This window comes from Rathayibacter sp. VKM Ac-2927, assembly GCF_022815525.1.
GTDB lineage: Bacteria > Actinomycetota > Actinomycetes > Actinomycetales > Microbacteriaceae > Rathayibacter > Rathayibacter festucae.
This window is the reverse complement of record NZ_JALGRT010000008.1, coordinates 130652-147938: the sequence shown is the minus strand read 5'-3', so window position 1 is coordinate 147938 and position 17287 is coordinate 130652. Positions and strand designations below refer to the sequence as shown.

Genomic DNA, 17287 nt, shown 5'->3' with positions numbered 1-17287 from the left:
TCCCGTCCGCCGCACACCGTCCGCCTGAGCCACCCTTCGGAAAGGCAGCCGTGCCCGACGCTCTCCTCGTGCCGCTCCTGCTCGCCGCGCTCGTCACCAGCGGCCTGGCGGCGGGCTTCTTCTACGCCTTCGCCTGCGCGGTGATGCCGGGCCTGGGCCGGACCGACGACCGCGCCTTCGTCAGCGCGATGACCGCGATCAACGCCGCGGTGCAGAACCCGCTGTTCGCCCAGTACGTCGTCACCTTCGGGCGCAGCGTGCCGCTCAACCTGCGACTGGACCGCGCCGCCGGCGGTCCGCTCTCCGACGCCCGGCGCGGCTTCGAGCGCGCCTGGATCCGCGCCAACACCGCGCGCGTGCTCGCCTCGGGTGGTTCGCTCCTCCTGCTCGGGATCGCCCTCGCGACGACCTGACGTCCGCGCCGTCGATCCGCGAGTCCCTCGACTCCCGGAAGACGGGCAGTCTGGTGAGCACCACCCCGATCCAGGAGAGATACCATGACCGCACCCCGCCGCGCCCTGATCCTCGTCGACGTCCAGCAGGAGTACTTCGCCGGGCCGCTCGAGATCCGCTACCCGCCGCACGCGACCTCGCTGCCCGCCATCACCGCCGCGCTCGACGCCGCCACGGCCGCCGGTCTGCCGATCGCCGCCGTCCAGCACAGCAGCGGCGAGGGAGCACCCGTCTTCGCACCGGGCACCCCCGGCTTCGAGCTGCACCCCGAGATCGAAGGCCGCCGCAGTGATGAGTGGACGTCGATCACCAAGCAGTTCGGCACCGTCTTCGCCGGCACCGACCTGCTCGCCTGGCTGCGCGAGCGCGACGTCGACACGATCACCCTCGTCGGCTACATGACCAACAACTGCATCCTCGCCTCGGCGGCCGAGGCCGAGACGCACGGGCTGACGGCGGAGGTGCTCTCGGACGCGACCGGTGCCATTGCGATCTCGAACGCGGCGGGCTCCGTCGACGCCGAGACGGTGCACACCACCCTGCTCGCCCTGCTGAACTCGAACTTCGCGGCCGTCGCCGACACCGCCGCCTGGACCGACGCCCTCGCCTCCGGCGAGCCCCTCCCCCAGAGCGACCTCGGCAGCTCTGCCGTCGCGGGCGCCGCGCTGCCGCCGCGCTGAGACCTCGCCTACTGGTCGGGACGCCCCGTAAACGGGCCGCCTGGTCGGGAACGACGAGTCGAGCGCGGCGTCGGGGCACACGTTACGTGATTGCCGCGCTCAACGAAGAGGTGACCACCGAAGGTAGAACGATGGCGCGCGACGTTCGGCTGAAACGCGCAACGTCCGTTCACCAAACGACAGCCCACGAGTTCGGCACCCCTCCACTCCGCAGATCTACAGCAATGGGAGCGCTCTCCCGATTCGCAGTAAACAGTGATCCACATATTGATTGCCGTCAGCATTGCGCCAGCACGTACGTGGCTACAAAAATCTCCGTCAAGAACAATCCGCAACAAGCAAACCTACGGAGGTAAGAAATGTGGTTCTACAGCGCAAGGAAAATGGCTGCGATCGTCGCATTGTCGAGCGCCATGATCGGCATACCGAACACGACGTCGGCAGCACCCAGCCTCGATCCCGTGCCCACGCGGAGCTGGACATGCGAAACGCTTCGCCGGATGAAAGCACGTCCTCATCCATCACCATCCCCGCGGGCACTTACGCGCAACCCGACGGACAGAAGCTTCAGTTCGCCGATGAAGCGAAATACAGCTGCGTCGGGAAGACGAACAATCCACAATGGTCTCGCGGCACGGGCGGTGTTATCGCTAAAACTGTTGTCACCTGCTCCGGACCCAACGGCAACATCCCTGTCAGGGTCCTCTCGCTTCTCGGCAAGACCAGCCGGAACAGCGTGGCAAGCCTGCAGATCGTCGCCGAGTCGAACTACGTCCAGAACATCCCGGTGGGTGCACTCGGCCAGCCACGGACATGGTATGTCCCCGCCGAAGGAGCACCAAGGATAAGCGCAGACGCCTACTTTCGTGCCAGCCATTCGGTCGCAGGAGCGCCACCATTGAGTACAGAGATCTCAGGATCGGGCCAATCGACTTTTCTCTACGTCAGAAGTAAGTAGAAGCGACCCTTACCGCGAGAAGAGAAGCTCGAGTGTTGCTTTTCCGGAATTGAAGGCGCTCGGGTGCTCGAGGTACAGTCGGAACGGAAGACCACGAGCATCTCGCTCCGCCCATTCAATCACCTCCAGGACATCTCGCGCTTCGATGATACGGATCTCCTCCTCGATCGTCTCGGCCTCTGTGAAGTAGACGCGATAGACCGGGTTATCCACTTCGCCGTCGACGTTGCGAGGATCTACTAGGTGAGTCTTCATTGTCTCTTTTTCCTTTCTCCGCTGCGGTCATTATTCCCCACCGTCGGCCTCGCACTCGTTCGCACATCGAGATGTTCCCACGGAGTCCGCGGTTCTCGATACTCCGATGCGGCGGTCTACTCGATCACCAGATCCTGCGACTTTGGGGCTCTGCGAGCGGCTCGACCGGGCGCTTCGTCAGCGGTCCGAGGGCGGCGGGAACGGGCGGGTCGAGCGCGGGGCGGCCGGGGGCAGGGCCGCGCGGGCGCGGTGCAGGGAGACGGCGGTGAGCAGCACGCGGGTGCGGGCCGGGGAGACGTCGAGCGGGCCGATCAGGGACTCGATGCGGGCGAGGCGGTCGTAGAGAGTCTGCCGGCCGATGCCGAGGGCGGCCGCGGTGGCGGTCTTGCTCCCCCAGTGCGACGCGAACGTCTCGAGGGTCGCGAGCAGCTCCGGCCGGCCGCGGCGCAGCGGGCCGAGCACCTCCTCCACCAGAGCATCCGCCTCGGGGTCGTCTCGCAGCGTGCTGGCGAAGCGCTCGAGCCGGTGCAGCCGCGCATCGACGACGCCGCTCTCGGCGCGGGTCCACTCCCGCACCCCGCGCACCTCCGCGAGCTCGCGCGGCACCCGCGCCACCGCGTCGGCGCCGCTGCCGACGCAGACCAGCGCGGACGCCCCGGCAGCGGGCGGCCACTCGCCGAGCAGCAGCGCCCTCGCCCGCTCCCGCGCTACGGCGTCCGGGAAGGCCAGCAGCGCGAGCAGCTCGCCGCCCGCGACGCAGATCACGCTCGCGGAGTCCGCTGACCCCCGCACCGAACGGTCGAGCGCGGCGCGGACCGCACGGAGGGTGCGCTCGTCGTCGCCGACGTCGGCCCAGACGCCGAGGAAGCACTCCCGCCCGCCGACGCCGAGCCGGCCGAGGAGCGCGTCGATCTGCAGCTCCGCGCTCGGGTCGGGGCGCGCGGACGGCGCCGTCGCGACCGCGAAGAGCTGCGCGGTGAGCCGCTCGCGCGCGGTCGGCGGTCGCCGCCGGAGCAGGGCGATCGCGAGCACGTCCGGCGCGCGGTCGAGCGCGACGGCCACGCCGTGCAGGTCGGCCTCGTCGTGGGCGCGGAGGTAGAGCGTGCCCAGGAGGGAGTCGCCGGCCCGCAGCACCCCGGACGAGGCGCCCGCGGTGCGCGCGGTGTCGACGCCGCGGCCGGGATGGGCGCGCACGATCTCCTCGCCCGCCGGCGAGACGAGCGCGGCACTGGCGCCCGTGGCGCTCGCGACGACCTTCAGCAGCTCGTCGATCCCGGCGTCCGCGGCCGCCGCCTCGCCGAGAAGTCCGGACACTCTGTCCGCCACCCGCAGGCTCCGGAACTTCTGCTCGGTGAGCCGGGTGTTGATGCTCTCGCAGACCTGCACGAACGGCACCCGCCGGGGCAGCGCGAGCACGGCGAGCCCGAGGTCGTCGGCCGCGGCGACGAGCGGGGCCGGGACGCTCGGCAGCCGCTCGGACAGCTCGACGGCCAGGGCGCCGATCCCCGCCGTGACCAGGGATTCCACATAGCGACGGCACTCCTGGGGATCCTGGTCCGAGGAGAGGTTCACGCCCTCCATCAGCAGCAGCTCGCCGCCCAGGAGCAGCGGCGCGACGTCGAGCTGCTCGCTGGCGTGCGCCCAGCGGATCGGCACCCGCGCGGCGGCCTCCCCGCCGGCGACCACGACCGGTCCGGCGGCCGCGAGCAGCGGGTCGAGAAGCGCCTCGGACAGCGGGATCACCATGCAGAACGTCCTCTCGCGTCACGGCGAATTTACACGGCGAGGCGGCCGCCGAAACCGCCCGCCGGGAGGGTGGAGCCCGACCCGCCGCGCTCCTCCACAGCCCGCTCTGCCGCGGCGCCGTCCACCGTTCCCCGCTCCGACTCCCCGCTCCACCTCACGCTTCGAGAGGATCCACCCATGAGCTCCGACACCCTGCACGGCCCGACCGACACCGAGGACGCGCTGACCCCGCTCCCCGAGAGCCGTCGCAACGCGCGCCTCGACGGCCAGTTCTGGATCTGGGCGGGCGCCAACATCGCCCCGATCAACTGGGTCCTCGGCGCGCTGGGCGTGAACATGGGCCTCGGCCTCTGGGACACGATCACCGTCCTCGCGCTCGGCAACGTCGTCGGCATGGCCGTCTTCGGCTTCTTCGTGCTGCTCGGCCAGCGCACCGGCGCGACCGGGATGCTCGTCGGCCGGGCCGTCTTCGGGCGGCGCGGCAACTACGCACCCGCCGTGATCCAGGCCGTCGTCGTGATCGGCTGGTGCGCGATCAACACCTGGATCGTGCTCGACCTGGTGATCGCGCTGCTCGGCTCCGTCGGCCTCGTCGACCCGGAGGCGGCGAACATCGGCTGGAAGGTCGCGGTCGCCGCGGTGATCATGGCGATCCAGGTCGCGATCTCGTTCCTCGGCTACCGGGCCATCGCAGCCTTCGAGCGCTGGACCGTGCCGCCGACCCTGCTGGTGCTGGCCGTGATGTCGATCGTCGCCTGGTTCTTCCTCGACATCGACTGGTCCTACGCCGGCCCGGCCGAGGGCGCCCTCACCGGCGGCGACCGGATCGCGGCGATGTCGATCGTGATGACCGCGATCGGCATCGGCTGGGGCCTCACCTGGCTCGCCTACGCGGGCGACTACTCGCGCTTCGTCAGCCCCCGCGCCTCGCGCCGGAAGCTCTACTTCGCCAGCGTGCTCGGCCAGTTCGTCCCCGTCGTCTGGCTGGGCGTGCTCGGCGCGACGCTCGCCACGAAGAACGGCTCGGTCGACCCGGGCCAGCTGATCGTGGAGAACTTCGGCGCCCTCGCGATCCCGGTGCTGCTGCTCGTGGTGCACGGGCCGATCGCGACGAACGTGCTCAACATCTACTCGTTCGGGATGGCCACCCAGGCGCTCGACATCCGCCTGGGCCGCCGCGCGCTCAGCCTGATCGTCGGAGTGCTCGCCTTCGCCGCGTCCGTGTTCTTCGTCTTCCAGGACGATCTGGCGACGACGCTGGACGCCTGGCTGGTGGGACTGGTCGGCTGGGTCGCGCCGTGGGGCGCGATCGTCCTGGTGCACTACACGGTGTTCGAGCCGGGGGTGCGCTCGTTCGGGCACCTCTTCGCCCCGGTCGGCTCGCCGCTGCTGCCGGACGTGCGCTGGCGCGCGCTGCTCTCCTTCGCGATCGGCGCGACGCTGACCTGGCTGTTCATGAACGGCTCGGTGCCGGCGCTGCAGGGACCGGCCGCGACCGCGCTCGGCGGCGTCGACGTCTCCTGGCTCGCCGGCGGCGTCTCGGCGGGGCTCGCCTATCTGCTGCTCGGCCGCGGCGACGCCGCGTCCTGGGTGCGGAAGCGCGAGGCCCTGGAGCCGGCCGCGCGCGAGTCCGAGCCCGTCCTCGGGTAGCCGGCCCCGTCACTCCCGCTCCTCTTCTCCCGCACCACCCGCTCCCGCACCACCCTGCTCCTGCACCACCGCATCACGAACGGAACCGCCATGCCCCTCCTCATCACCGACGCCGCCGTCATCACCATGGACGCCGTCTCGGGCGCCGTCCCGATCACGGCGAGCATCCGGATCGTCGACGACGTGATCACGGCGATCGGACCGGGGCTCGAGCCCGAGCCGGGCGACGAGGTCCTCGACGGGCGCGACCGCCTCGTGACACCGGGCTTCGTCAACGCGCACACCCACTCGTGGGAGTACCTCTACAAGGGGCGCTACGACAACCTGCCGCTCGAGCTGTGGATGCTGCTGTCGTACCCGATCCTCGGCGACAGCCGCGTCGCTCCGGACCTGATCCGGCTGCGCTCGTCGCTGTTCGCACTCGAGTCGCTGAAGGCGGGCGTCACGACGCTCGTCGACGACGTGCTCGAGAACCCGGACCAGGACGCGGCGCAGCTGGCGGCGGTGTTCGACGCCTACGACGAGATCGGCATCCGGGCGAACATCTCCGGGCACGTGATCAGCAAGCCCTTCTTCGAGACCATGCCGTTCCTCGAGGAGTACCTGCCGGCCGAGCTGCTCGACTCGGTCCGCGGGGCGGCGCGACCGACCACCGAGGGCTACCTCGACTTCAGTCGCACCGCCTTCGCCACCCAGCACGGGCGGGGCGGCGGACGGCTGCGCTACATGGTCGCGCCCTCGGCCCCGCAGCGCGTGGGCGCCGATCTGCTGGTCGGCGCGACGGAGCTGGCGCTCGAGCACGACGCGGAGTGCCACATCCACGTCCTCGAGACCAAGACGCAGCTGGTGACCGGGGAGGAGCTCCACGGCTCGACGCTGGTCGAGTACATGGCCGGGATCGGCGCCCTCTCCGCGAACACGACCTTCGCGCACGGGATCTGGCTGACCGACTCCGACATGGCGTCGATCGCGGCGGCGGGCACCTCCGTCTCGCACAACCCGATCTCGAACCTCAAGCTCGGCTCGGGCATCGCGCCGTGGCGCGCGCTGCACGACGCGGGGGTGAACCTCGGGCTCGGCACCGACGGCTGCTCGAGCAGCGACTCCCCGCGGATGCTCGACGTGATCAAGGCCGCGGCGCTGCTGCACAAGGTGACCGATCCGGACCTGTCGACGTGGCCGACGGTGGCCGAGGTGCTGACCGCGGGCACGATCGGCGGTGCGCGCAGCGCCGTGCTCGGCGACGTCACCGGCAGCATCGAGGTGGGCAAGCAGGCCGACCTCGTGCTCTTCGACCTCGAGACGCTCGCGTTCACCCCGCGCCAGCGCCTGGAGAACCAGCTCGTCTACTCCGAGAACGGCTCGTCCATCGACACCGTGATCGTCGCCGGGCGGGTCGTCGTCGCGGGCGGCGAGTCGACGACCGTGGACGAGGCGGCGCTGCGGGCCGACCTGGCGGCGCAGCTCGGCGACATCGTCGCCTGGCAGGACGCCCTCGACCGCTCCAACGGCGTGCTGACCGAGCCGTTCCACCGCATGTACGAGCGGGCGATGCGCCGCGACGCCCCGATCGACCGCTTCAGCGGCAGGCGCCTGGTCTGACGGCGCTCGGTCTGACGGCGACGGGACCGACGGCGCGCATCCTCGGCTCATGGAACCCCCTCCGGCACGCAGAACCCGCCTCGGCACACCGGATCCGGACAGTTCCGCGAGCCCGATGCGGTTCCGCGAGCCGAACGCGTCTTCGCGCTCGGGGCAGCACCGGGGGCCCGTGGCACCCGTCCGGGGCGGGATCGGACGGACCGGCGGCGCGTCGAGCCGGAGTGCGCCCCCTGAACGGGAACCCCCGTCCGGAGGAAGGTTCATTGCGAACGGGCGTTCGAACGCCCCGCCTAGGGTCGCAGCAGACGCGCCGGACTCCTCCGGCCGACCTCTCGAGCGACTCCCCCCACCGCAGTGCCGCGGTCAGGGCATGAGCCGCTCCTCCGCCCTCGACGCCCGGAAGGACGCCCGTGCCGACGACCCCCGCGACAGCCCGCCCGCGCCGCTCAGGCGCGCGGCAGGCCGGCGAAGTTCGCGGCGCTGAGCTCCTGCACGGCGGGCAGCTTCGCGAGGATGTCGGCCGAGACGCTGTCGCGGTCGGAGAGGACGCGCTCGAGGGCGTCGCCCACGCGGCCGGCGAGACCGGCACCCGGCTCGACGCAGAGGTAGGGCAGCTCGAACATCGCCATCAGGCCCTCGACCTTGCCCTGGGTGGCGAGCGTGATCGCGGGGACGCCCTTCATCAGGGACATGATCGCCAGGTGCATCCGGCCGGTGACGGTGACGGTCGCGCGCTCGGTGAAGCCGCGCACCTCCGCCGGGGTGAGGACGTCCTCGACGAAGGCGACGCCGGTCGTGTCCGGCAGGGCCGCGTAGACCTTGCGGCAGGCCGCGAGGTCGTCCGGTCCGTGCTTGATGACGTGCGGGAGCAGCACGACCGCGAGGCCGCGTGCGCGCAGGCCGCCGATGATCTCCACGTAGGCGCCGGTCTGGTCGGTGTCGATCAGGCCGGAGACGTTGACGATCGCGATGCCGCCGGTCGTGTCCAGCGCGGCGAGCTCGGTGCTCGCGCGGCCCTGGTCGACGGAGCGCGCCGAGAAGACGATGTCCGCCGAGGCCTTCGCGTCCAGGCCGTCGCGGCGGGCGCGCTCGACGGAGAGCGGGTCGCGGAGGAAGAGGGTCGTGCCGGCGCGGTCCGCGTCGCGGAGCTGCGCGAGGGCACCGGGGTGCGCCTTGCCGTTCCAGCTGAAGCCGAGGACGCGGGTGTCCACTCCGGCCGACGCGGCGCTGCGGGCGACGAGCGCGCGGCTCGTCGAGGCGCGGAAGTTGTAGGCGCCGTCCATGATGTCGGCGCCGACGATCGAGACCGACGCGGCACCGGGCAGCATGGCCCGGAAGCGGCGCAGGTCGCGGACGAAGCTCGGCAGGCCGCCGTAGAGCAGGGTGCCCAGCGAGACGATCTCGACGCGGTCGGCCTGCTCGGCCGGGATGCGGAAGTCGCCCTTGTAGCGGGTGATCACGGTGATCGGCCCGGCCACGTTCTCCAGGAACGCGCCGACCAGCGCGGCGTCGCCGATGTTGCCGGCGCCGGGGGGCGCGATCAGGATCGCGCGGCCCTGAGCACCACTGGCTCCGCGGGCCCCGCCGGAGCGGCGGGCGCTGCGCAGGCGCGGAGCGTCGAGGAAGACGCCGCGCGCGCCGAGCGAGAGCACCGCCGGGCTCTTCAGCAGCGGGGCGGTGCGCTTGCGCAGCCCGCCCAGCACCGTCCGGACTCGCGAACCTACTCCGCTCACAGCGATTCCGTTCCCGGCCCCGTCGTGGAGCCGTGCTCATCGATGGCGGAGGCGGCCCGTCGCCGCATCCGTCCGTCCGGGCGGGATCTCGGCGGCAGAGGCAGCGGTGCTGCCCGTCCGCCGGGGACGCTCCCGCCGCGCCCAGTGTACGGAGTCGTCCCCCGTTCGCCCGGCGCGCACCGCCGAGGCCCGGTGCGGCCTCCCCTCGTCTTCTCCCTCCTCCTCTCCCAGCCCCGAGTCCCCGCTCACACCTTCCCCGATTGGACACCACGCCCATGACTCGAACGCTCAGCGCGACTCTCGCCGCTCTGCTGGTCGTGATCGCCGCGTTCTTCGCGGCCGCGCCCAGCTTCGCGGCGGCGAACCGCTACGCCTCGCCCAACGGCACGGGAACGGCCTGCTCCGCAGCCGCTCCCTGCGCCCTGACCACCGCCGTCCAGAACGCCGCCGCCGGCGACACCGTGCTGCTCACCGCCGGCACCTACCCGACGACCACCCTCAAGGGCGGGAAGGCGACCGTCGCCGCTCCCGTCGTCGTCCAGCCGGCCCCGGGCGCCTCGCCCGTGCTCGGCTCGACGAAGGTCTACACGCCCAACACCGTGTGGAACGACATCTTCTCCAAGAGCACCTTCTACACCTACGGCTCCGGCATCACGGTGAACCGGATGCACATCGACGGCGCCGGCATCTTCGTGCGCAGCGCGAACGTCGTCGTCCGCGACTCGCTCTTCGAGAACGGCTCGTCGATCGACGGCATCCAGGTCGGCGGCACCGACAACGGGCTGATCGAGAACAACCTGGTCCGCAACTTCGACCAGAACATCGACAACGGCCTGCACGCCGACTGCATCCAGGTGTTCGAGAGCAACGACGTCACCCTTCGCGGGAACACGCTGATGAACTGCTACAACGCGGGCATCATCTTCTCCCCCGGCGGCGGCGACGGCATGAGCGACATCACCGTGGAGTCGAACTTCGTCTCCGGCTGCATCGTGATCACCAGCGACTGCCGCGGCGGCTCGTCCGCGGACTTCCGGGAGGCCTCGGCCGACGGCATCTACATCCGCAACAACACCTTCGAGTCGGGCGCACTGCGGGTCGGCGGGGCGAAGAACACGGTCTTCGACCGCAACATCGTCAGCTACCTCTCCTCCTGCACCAGCCCGATGACGAACACCATCGTCGAGAACTGGAACACCAAGCTCTGCAAGACGCCGTCGCTGCTCAACCAGCAGGGCAACATCCAGGGCGCTCCGGCGCTCGCCTCGGTGGCCACCGGCGACCTGCACGTGCTGTCCGCGACCGGGACCCAGATCGCCGGCTGGGGGTCGACCACGTCGGCCCGCACCGACATCGACGGCCAGGTCATGGGCTCCCGCACCGCCGGCGCCGACCAGTTCGGCGGGGTGACCGCTCCGACGCCGACCGCGACGCCGACGGCCACGCCGACCGCGACGCCGACGGCCACGCCGACCGCGACCGCGACCCCGACGGCGACGCCGACGGCCACCCCGACCGCGACCCCGACGGCCACGCCGACGGCCACCGCCACCCCGACCGCGACGCCGACCGCCACGCCGACGCCGACCGCCACGCCGACGCCGACCGCGACTCCGACCCCGACGGCCGCGCCCGCCCCGGTCGACCGCACGGCGCCGACCGTCGCGATCGTCTCTCCGGGCTCCGGCTCGTCGGTCACCGGAGTCGTCAGCCTGATGGCGACCGCCGCGGACGACACCGCCGTGACCGGAGTCACGTACTGGGTCGGCACCACCAAGCTGGGCGACGCCGTGCAGGCGTCGGACGGCAACTGGTACCTCACGGTCAACACCGCGGTGTTCCCGAAGGGCACCTACTCGGTGACGGCGAAGGCCGTCGACGCGGCGGGCAACGCCACGACGAGCGCCCCGATCCTCCTGAAGCGGGTCTGACGCCCGGAGTGAGCACCGCCTGAACGTCGAAGGGCCCCTGCGCAGTGCAGGGGCCCTTCGTCGTCCGCAGGTGACGGAGTCGCCGTCAGTCGGACTCGCCGTCAGTCGGCGAAGATCGCGCCCACCGGCTCGCGCTTCTCGGCCTGGAAGCGGTCCTCGGCGCGGCCGAGCGCCCAGTAGGCCGAGAGCGAGAGCGCCGCGCGCTCGACACCCCAGTCGTCCTGGAGGATCGTGCGGAGCCGCTTCATCGCCGTCCGCTCGCCGTGGGCGAAGACCTCGACGGCGCCGTCCGGGCGGGTCAGCTCCGCGACGGCAGCGGTCAGCGCGTGCCCCGCCTCCTCGTCGCCGCGGTGCAGCCAGCGCACCTCGACGCCCGCGGGGACGGTCAGCGGCAGCTCGTCCTCGGCGCCGTGCACCTCGATGAGCGCGGTTCCGCGGGCCTGGGCGGGCATCGCCTCCAGGGCCGCCGCGATCGCCGGCAGCGCCGACTCGTCGCCGAGCAGGAGGTTCGCGGCGTCGGCGCGGGGCGTCCAGGCGCCGCCGGGGGCCGACATCTCGAGGCGGTCGCCGGGGCGCGCGGAGGCGGCCCAGGGTCCGGCCACTCCCTCGTCGCCGTGCAGGACGAAGTCGATCGCGAGGCTGCGCGCCTCGAGGTCGACGGAGCGGATCGTGTAGGTCCGGCGCACCGGGAGCTCCTCGGGGGCGAGGCGGGCGCGCAGGGCGTCGAGGTCGTGCGGCGGCTCGAGCGCGACGCCGGGCGGGGCGAGCAGCAGCTTGACGTAGCGGTCGGTCGCGGCGAGCCTCTCGGGATCCGCGGCCTCGACGAAGGCGTCGAAGCCCTCGCCGCCGAGGTGCACGCGCACGAAGTGCTCGGTGAGCCGCTCGGTGCGCAGCACGGTCAGCACGAGCTGCGGGCGGGGCGGGCGGGCGCGGCGCTCGGACGGCGCGGCGGGCGTGGTGGCGTCGGTCATCCCTCCAGCATGCCGCCCGTGCCCGCCCGGCGCGCGCGCTCGGCCCGGGCTCGCAGGAACTTCATGACCCGGCCGCAGTGCCGGCCGGCCGGGGCACCTCCGGTGCGCGGAACCGTCTCCGGCACGCGGGAACCGTCGAGATCCGCGAGCCGGACCGCGTTTCACGAGCCGGAGGTGCCGCGGACGCGGGCGGGGACGCGCGGCGAGCGTCGTGTGGCGCGAGGTGGGGGCGCCCCGGCGCGCGACGGCGCGCGGGCGCGGGCGGCCACGCCGTAGCCTCTCCCCCATGGATGCGACCACGACCGTCTCGCGCGCCGCCCCGACCGCCCCCCGGCTGCAGCCGGACCGGGTCCTCGTGCCCGACGTCCTGCGCGGGGTCGCCATCGTGGCGATGCTGATCGCGCACGCGATGCCGCTCGTCCCGAGCCTGCGCGGCGGGGCGGTCGGCTTCGCGGCGGGCACCATCAACGACCTCGCGTCGCCGCTGTTCGCCCTGGTGATGGGGATGTCGGCGGCGCTGGTCCTCGCGCGGCCCGGAGCCTCCGGCGGGCGCGTCGTCGTCCAGAACCTGATCCGCGGTGCCGTGCTGGTCGCGCTCGGCGTCTGGCTGGGCGGCTGGGGCAGCTGGATCGCGATCGTGCTGCCGCACCTCGGGCTCACGCTCGCGCTCGGGACGCCGATCCTGCTCCTGCGCAGCCGCCTCGTCGCGGTCGTCGCCGCCGTTGTGCTCGTGGCGGGCGCCCCGCTGAACGCGGCGGTCGCCGCCGGTGCCGACCCGGCGGTGCTCTACGCGCGGACGCCCGTCGGATTCCTGCTGCAGTGGAGCTTCGTCGATCCGCACTACCGGCTGACGAATCTGCTCCCCTTCTTCCTGCTCGGCGCGCTGCTGCTGCGGCACGGCTTCCGGCGCGACCGCCTGCTCGCCGTGCTGGCCGTCGTCGCCGTGCTCGCGTACCCGGTCCGGCCCGCGCTCGAGCGGCTGATCGGCCTCGAGTCCGTGTCGGGCAGCCACCCGGACACGCTGCACGACCTCGGCCTGGTGCTCGCCGCGTACGTCGTCGTGGTGCTGCTCGCGACGGTCCGGCGGCGGCCGGCGAGCACGGTGATCACGGCAGTGCTCACGCCGTTCCGCGCCGTCGGATCGCTCGCGCTCTCGGTGTACGTGCTGCAGGTGGCGGTCGTCGCCGCCTTCGCGGCCCGGGGCCTCGGCTACGTCGCCGACACCCCCGGCGCCGCCCTCCTCCTGGTGCTGGGAATGTGGGCGGTCGCGGTGCTGTGGTGGCGCTTCGTCGGCATCGGACCGCTGGAGTGGCTGATCGGCCGGCTGACCCGGCTCGTGCCGGCGCCGCGGCGCTGAGCCGCCGATCGGTCGCCGACGATCGTCAGCTCTCGACGACCGGCAGCTCGGCGACCGCGACGGCTCCGCCGCTCTCGTCGGTGATCTCGATCGAGGCGACGGAGGCGCGCAGGACGGCCGCGTTCATGGCGCAGTCGAGCTCGGCGGTGCTGCCGAGGAACGAGCCCGAGGGCAGCCGCACGCCCGTCGCCGTGACGAGGACGACCTCGTAGCTCTCGCCGACGGCGAAGCCGCTGCCGCGCAGGATCGTCTCGGTGCCCCAGGTGTGCGCGACGAGCTCGGCGTCGATGTCGAGGGCCGGGTCCTCGGCGAACGCGATCGGCTCGACGGCGCCGAGCGTGCCCGGCCCACCCTGGGGCGGTCGGTCGCCGAGCGCCTGCAGTGCGAGACCGCCGACGGCGCCGAGCGCCACGCAGGCGGCCGCGGCCGTCACGCCCAGCGCGATCCGGCGCCCCGTCGCGGGCCGGTCCGACGCATCCCGCGCCTCCTCGCCACGGGCCCTCGGGACCGCCGTCAGCGCCGGGCCGGCGAGCGCCGCCACCCGCGTGCGCAGGTCCGCCGAGGGCTCCGGCTCCTCCCAGCGGCCGACGCCGCCCAGCCCGGACAGCACGGCGCCGAAGGAGGCCAGCTCCTCGTCCACGCTCGGATCCTCCGCCCGCAGCCGGTCGAGCTCGGCGGCCTCCTCGGCCGACAGCTCGCCGGCGAGGGCCGCGGCGATCAGCTCCTCCCGGCGCCCGCAATCGTCCGGGCCGCCACTGCCGGGTCCGCCACTGCCGGTTCCGCCGCTGCCGGGTCCGCCACTGCTGGTCACGATCGGTCCTCCGGAGTCGAGTCGGGCGCCGCGAGATGCGTGCGGAGCGCCTTGAGAGCGTAGAACGTGCGGGTCCGGAGCGTCGCGACCGCGACTCCGGTCGCCGCGGAGACCTCGGCGTAGCTCTCGCCGCGGAGGTGGATCGCGACGATCACCTGCCGGTGCTCGGGCGAGAGCCGGGCCAGCGCCTCGACCATCATCAGCGGCTCGAGCGGATCGACGTCGTCGCCGGGGACGTCGTCGAGCACCTCGGCCGGCACGATCCGCGGCAGCCGCTGCAGGGAGCGGTGCGCGTCGACGATCACGTTGCGGGCGATCGCGAACAGCCAGGTGCGCGGGCTCGCGCGCTCCGCGACGTAGCGCTCGCGCGAGCGCCAGGCCCGGAGGAACGTCTCCTGCACGCAGTCCTCGGCGAGACCGCGGTCGCGCAGCGCGTTGACGGCGAAGCCGAGCAGGGCGGATCCGTGCTCGTCGAACGCCGCGGTGAGGTCGAGGGGCGTGGGGTCGCCGGGCGTGGGGTCGCCGGGCGTGGGATCGCCGGGCGTGGGATCGCCGGGCATGGGATCGAGCGGCGGGGCGGCGGGTCCGGCGGCGGGCACGGGCGCCGGGCGCGGGTCGGGCTGCGTCATCGCGGTGCGGTCCCCTCGTCGCCTCGTCGTCGTCGGCCCGGTCGTCTGCGGCCCGGTCGTCTGCGGCCCGGTCGTCTGCGGCCCGATCGTCGTCGGCATCGTCAGCGCCGCGAGTGCCATCGGCGCCTCCTGTCCCGACCGGCCGGGCGGCCCGTCACAGGGGGTACGGAGCGGAGGAGCGAGACGTTCATCCGGGCACTGCGGTCGAGTCTATGAGAAGGATCTCAGACAGCGGGGAACGGGCGCGCTCAGCTCCGCGGCGCTCGGCTCCGCGGCGCGAACGCGCCGAGGGCGTACACGAGCAGGAGCAGCGCCATCGCGACTCCCGACGCGACCGCCGCCAGCACGGCCGCCGCGCCGCTGCCGAGGAGCAGGCCGAGGCCGCCGAGCACGACCAGCGCGCCGCCGAGCAGCGCGAACATCCGCTCGGAGAACGCCCACGCGAACGGGAGGAAGTGCAGCCCGACCACGAGCGCGATGAGCGCCGGGCGCAGCTCACCGCGGCCCGCCGACTCCAGGACCCGGCTGCCGACCGCGATGAGCGCGAACTCCGCGACCACGCAGGCGCCGTAGACGGCGAGCCGCGCGGGCCTCGGCGGTGCGAAGGGCCCGAGCGGGCGCGGACGGACGAAGAGGAACCAGAGTGCGGCGGCGACCGTCGCGCCGGCCAGGACCCGCGCGACGATCGCGACGGGCTCCGCGGGCGAGTACGAGAACGCGAAGACGACCGCGCCGGCCAGACCGACGACCGCGCCGAGTCGTCGCGGGTCCGCGAAGACCGGCGGGCCGCTCTGCTCCGATGCCATCCGGGCAGCCTCGCAGATCCCGGACGGCAGCGACAGCCGCCGGCGTCCCGAGCGAGCACCGGCGGACGCGCCGAGCGGCCGCGGACCGGTCAGGAAGCGGTCCCGAGCTCCTCGATGTCGTCCACACCGGCGGCCGCGGCCTCGCGGCGTCGCGCGCGCAGGGACGGCGCGAGCAGCGCGGCGACGATCGCGAGCGCTCCGACTCCGGCCGAGGCCCAGAAGCCGACGGTGAACGCCTCGTCCGTCGGGGCGCCCTGCGGGGTGACGCTGGAGGAGATCAGCGCGGCGATGACCGCGGTGCCGATGCTGCTGCCGATGGTGCGCAGGACGGTGTTCGCGCTGATGGCCTCGCCGGTCTGGGCGGCGGGCACGCTCTCGACGATCGCGTTCGAGGTGGCCGCGAGGGCCATGCCGATGCCGATGCCGGTGAGCACGCCGGAGACGAGGATCTGCCACTCCTCGCCGTGTCCGAGAGCGGGGAGGACGAACGCGATCGCGACGGCGACGCCGCCGGTGATCATCGGGATCTTCGGCCCGACGCGGCGGATCATCGCCCCCGCGACGACGCCGGAGACGACCATGGCGACGACCGTCGGCAGCAGGAACAGACCCGCCTCGCTGACCGACTTGCCGAAGCCGTAGCCCAGCACCGTGGGCAGCTGGAGCAGGGTCGGCACGAGGATGAAGGTGCCGAACATCGCGAAGCCGAAGGCGAGCGCGACGATGTGCGCGGTCCACACCCCGCGGTGGCGGAAGAGGCGGACGTCGATCAGCGGCTCGGAGACGCGCAGCTCGACCAGCACGAAGGCGACGAGGGCGACCGCGCCGAGCACGAGCAGGCCGATCGTCTTCGCGTCGCCCCAGCCCCAGTTCTGGCCCTCGCTGATAGCGAGGAGGAGCGCGACCAGGCCGATCGAGAGGATCGTCGTGCCGACGAGGTCCAGCTTGCCCGGCGTGCGCACGGGCGACTCCGGCATCCCGAAGACCGCTCCGAGGAGGGCGACGGCGACCAGCACGGCGGGCAGCCAGAACAGCCAGTGCCAGGAGAGCGCCTCGACGATCGGGCCGGCGGCGACGATGCCGACTCCGGCGCCGATGCCGAAGATGGCGGACAGCAGCCCGATGGTGACGCTGACGCGCTCCCGTGGCAGCTCATCACGGACGATGCCGATCGACAGCGGCATCACCGCACCGGCCGCGCCCTGCAGGACACGTCCGACGATGAGGACGCCGAGGTTCGGCGCGATCGCGGCGACGACCGTGCCGACCAGCAGCAGCGACAGCACCACGATCAGCACCTTGCGCTTGCCGACCATGTCGCCGAGGCGACCGAGGATCGGCGTGAGCACCGAGGCGGAGAGCAGGTAGGCCGTCAGCACCCAGCTCGCGTCGCTCGTGGCCACGCCGAGGTCCTGCCCGATCGTGCCCAGGGCGGGGGCGACCAGCGACTGCAGGACGGCGAACGAGAGACCGCCGAGCGAGAGGTAGAGCACGATCGCGGTGCCGCGCGGCTTCCGCTGCGGCGCAGCGCTCTCGGGCGGGACTCCGGTCGGCACCGAGCCCGTCGCGGCGGGCTGGCTGGTGGTGGACATGCGTCTCCTCGGCTGGTGTGCGGCGTGTGAGCGGCGTGTAAACAGGTGCTTACTTGTCGAGTGTAGCCAGCGCGGTGCGCCTGTCAACACGTGTTTACTTGTCCTCGGCTAGG

Annotated in this window: 15 protein-coding genes; 7 read left to right on the top strand and 8 right to left on the bottom strand. The window is 72.7% G+C overall.

The window, feature by feature from the left end; translation table 11 throughout:
• Window positions 1–50 precede the first annotated feature (50 nt).
• The 3 genes from MT353_RS19845 to MT353_RS19835 all read left to right on the top strand — a co-directional run bounded on the left by MT353_RS19845 (window position 51) and on the right by MT353_RS19835 (window position 2091).
• A complete protein-coding gene (locus MT353_RS19845) occupies window positions 51–413 on the top strand; it encodes a hypothetical protein (RefSeq protein ID WP_243600310.1) in 363 nt (120 codons plus the stop codon).
• Between the two features lie 84 nt (window positions 414–497).
• On the top strand, window positions 498–1133 hold the full coding sequence (locus MT353_RS19840; protein WP_243600309.1) for an isochorismatase family protein: 636 nt from the start codon (window positions 498–500) through the stop codon (window positions 1131–1133).
• 361 nt (window positions 1134–1494) lie between these two features.
• Window positions 1495–2091, top strand: coding sequence for a hypothetical protein (locus MT353_RS19835; protein ID WP_243625692.1), 597 nt, complete (start codon window positions 1495–1497; stop codon window positions 2089–2091).
• Between the two features lie 9 nt (window positions 2092–2100).
• On the opposite strand, the gene MT353_RS19830 is transcribed toward MT353_RS19835, so the two are convergent.
• Window positions 2101–2346: a hypothetical protein gene (locus MT353_RS19830; protein ID WP_173250837.1), complete on the bottom strand. Its 246-nt coding sequence runs from the start codon at window positions 2344–2346 to the stop codon at window positions 2101–2103.
• A 177-nt stretch (window positions 2347–2523) separates the two neighbouring features.
• Window positions 2524–4092 carry a PucR family transcriptional regulator gene (locus MT353_RS19825; protein ID WP_243625691.1) on the bottom strand — a complete coding sequence of 523 codons (1569 nt, stop codon included), beginning with the start codon at window positions 4090–4092 and terminating at the stop codon, window positions 2524–2526.
• Window positions 4093–4269: 177 nt separating this feature from the next.
• On the opposite strand from MT353_RS19825, the gene MT353_RS19820 reads away from it, so the two are divergent.
• Together MT353_RS19820 and MT353_RS19815 are read left to right on the top strand one after the other, a co-directional pair.
• On the top strand, window positions 4270–5742 hold the full coding sequence (locus MT353_RS19820) for a cytosine permease (RefSeq protein WP_243625690.1): 1473 nt from the start codon (window positions 4270–4272) through the stop codon (window positions 5740–5742).
• Window positions 5743–5832: 90 nt separating this feature from the next.
• Window positions 5833–7344, top strand: coding sequence for an amidohydrolase family protein (locus MT353_RS19815; RefSeq protein WP_243616453.1), 1512 nt, complete (start codon window positions 5833–5835; stop codon window positions 7342–7344).
• A 446-nt stretch (window positions 7345–7790) separates the two neighbouring features.
• On the opposite strand, the gene MT353_RS19810 is transcribed toward MT353_RS19815, so the two are convergent.
• Entirely contained in the window at window positions 7791–9077 is a 1287-nt protein-coding gene (locus tag MT353_RS19810) for a polysaccharide pyruvyl transferase family protein (protein ID WP_132435121.1), read from the bottom strand.
• Window positions 9078–9352: 275 nt separating this feature from the next.
• On the opposite strand from MT353_RS19810, the gene MT353_RS19805 reads away from it, so the two are divergent.
• Window positions 9353–11008 carry an Ig-like domain-containing protein gene (locus MT353_RS19805; RefSeq protein WP_243625689.1) on the top strand — a complete coding sequence of 552 codons (1656 nt, stop codon included), beginning with the start codon at window positions 9353–9355 and terminating at the stop codon, window positions 11006–11008.
• 101 nt (window positions 11009–11109) lie between these two features.
• On the opposite strand, the gene MT353_RS19800 is transcribed toward MT353_RS19805, so the two are convergent.
• Window positions 11110–11979, bottom strand: coding sequence for a siderophore-interacting protein (locus MT353_RS19800; RefSeq protein WP_243625688.1), 870 nt, complete (start codon window positions 11977–11979; stop codon window positions 11110–11112).
• 286 nt (window positions 11980–12265) lie between these two features.
• On the opposite strand from MT353_RS19800, the gene MT353_RS19795 reads away from it, so the two are divergent.
• Entirely contained in the window at window positions 12266–13336 is a 1071-nt protein-coding gene (locus MT353_RS19795; RefSeq protein WP_243625687.1) for a DUF418 domain-containing protein, read from the top strand.
• A gap of 25 nt (window positions 13337–13361) precedes the next feature.
• Here the strand turns inward: MT353_RS19795 and MT353_RS19790 are convergent, their stop codons facing one another.
• The 4 genes from MT353_RS19790 to MT353_RS19775 all read right to left on the bottom strand — a co-directional run bounded on the left by MT353_RS19790 (window position 13362) and on the right by MT353_RS19775 (window position 17174).
• Window positions 13362–14147 (bottom strand): hypothetical protein, encoded by a 786-nt coding sequence (locus MT353_RS19790; RefSeq protein ID WP_243625686.1) that lies wholly within the window; start codon window positions 14145–14147, stop codon window positions 13362–13364.
• Window positions 14144–14896, bottom strand: coding sequence for a sigma-70 family RNA polymerase sigma factor (locus MT353_RS19785; RefSeq protein ID WP_243625685.1), 753 nt, complete (start codon window positions 14894–14896; stop codon window positions 14144–14146). Before MT353_RS19785 ends, MT353_RS19790 begins: the two co-directional genes overlap by 4 nt.
• A gap of 128 nt (window positions 14897–15024) precedes the next feature.
• Window positions 15025–15582 (bottom strand): hypothetical protein, encoded by a 558-nt coding sequence (locus MT353_RS19780; RefSeq protein ID WP_243625684.1) that lies wholly within the window; start codon window positions 15580–15582, stop codon window positions 15025–15027.
• Window positions 15583–15671: 89 nt separating this feature from the next.
• Window positions 15672–17174, bottom strand: coding sequence for an MFS transporter (locus MT353_RS19775; protein ID WP_243600296.1), 1503 nt, complete (start codon window positions 17172–17174; stop codon window positions 15672–15674).
• Between the last annotated feature and the right edge of the window lie 113 nt (window positions 17175–17287).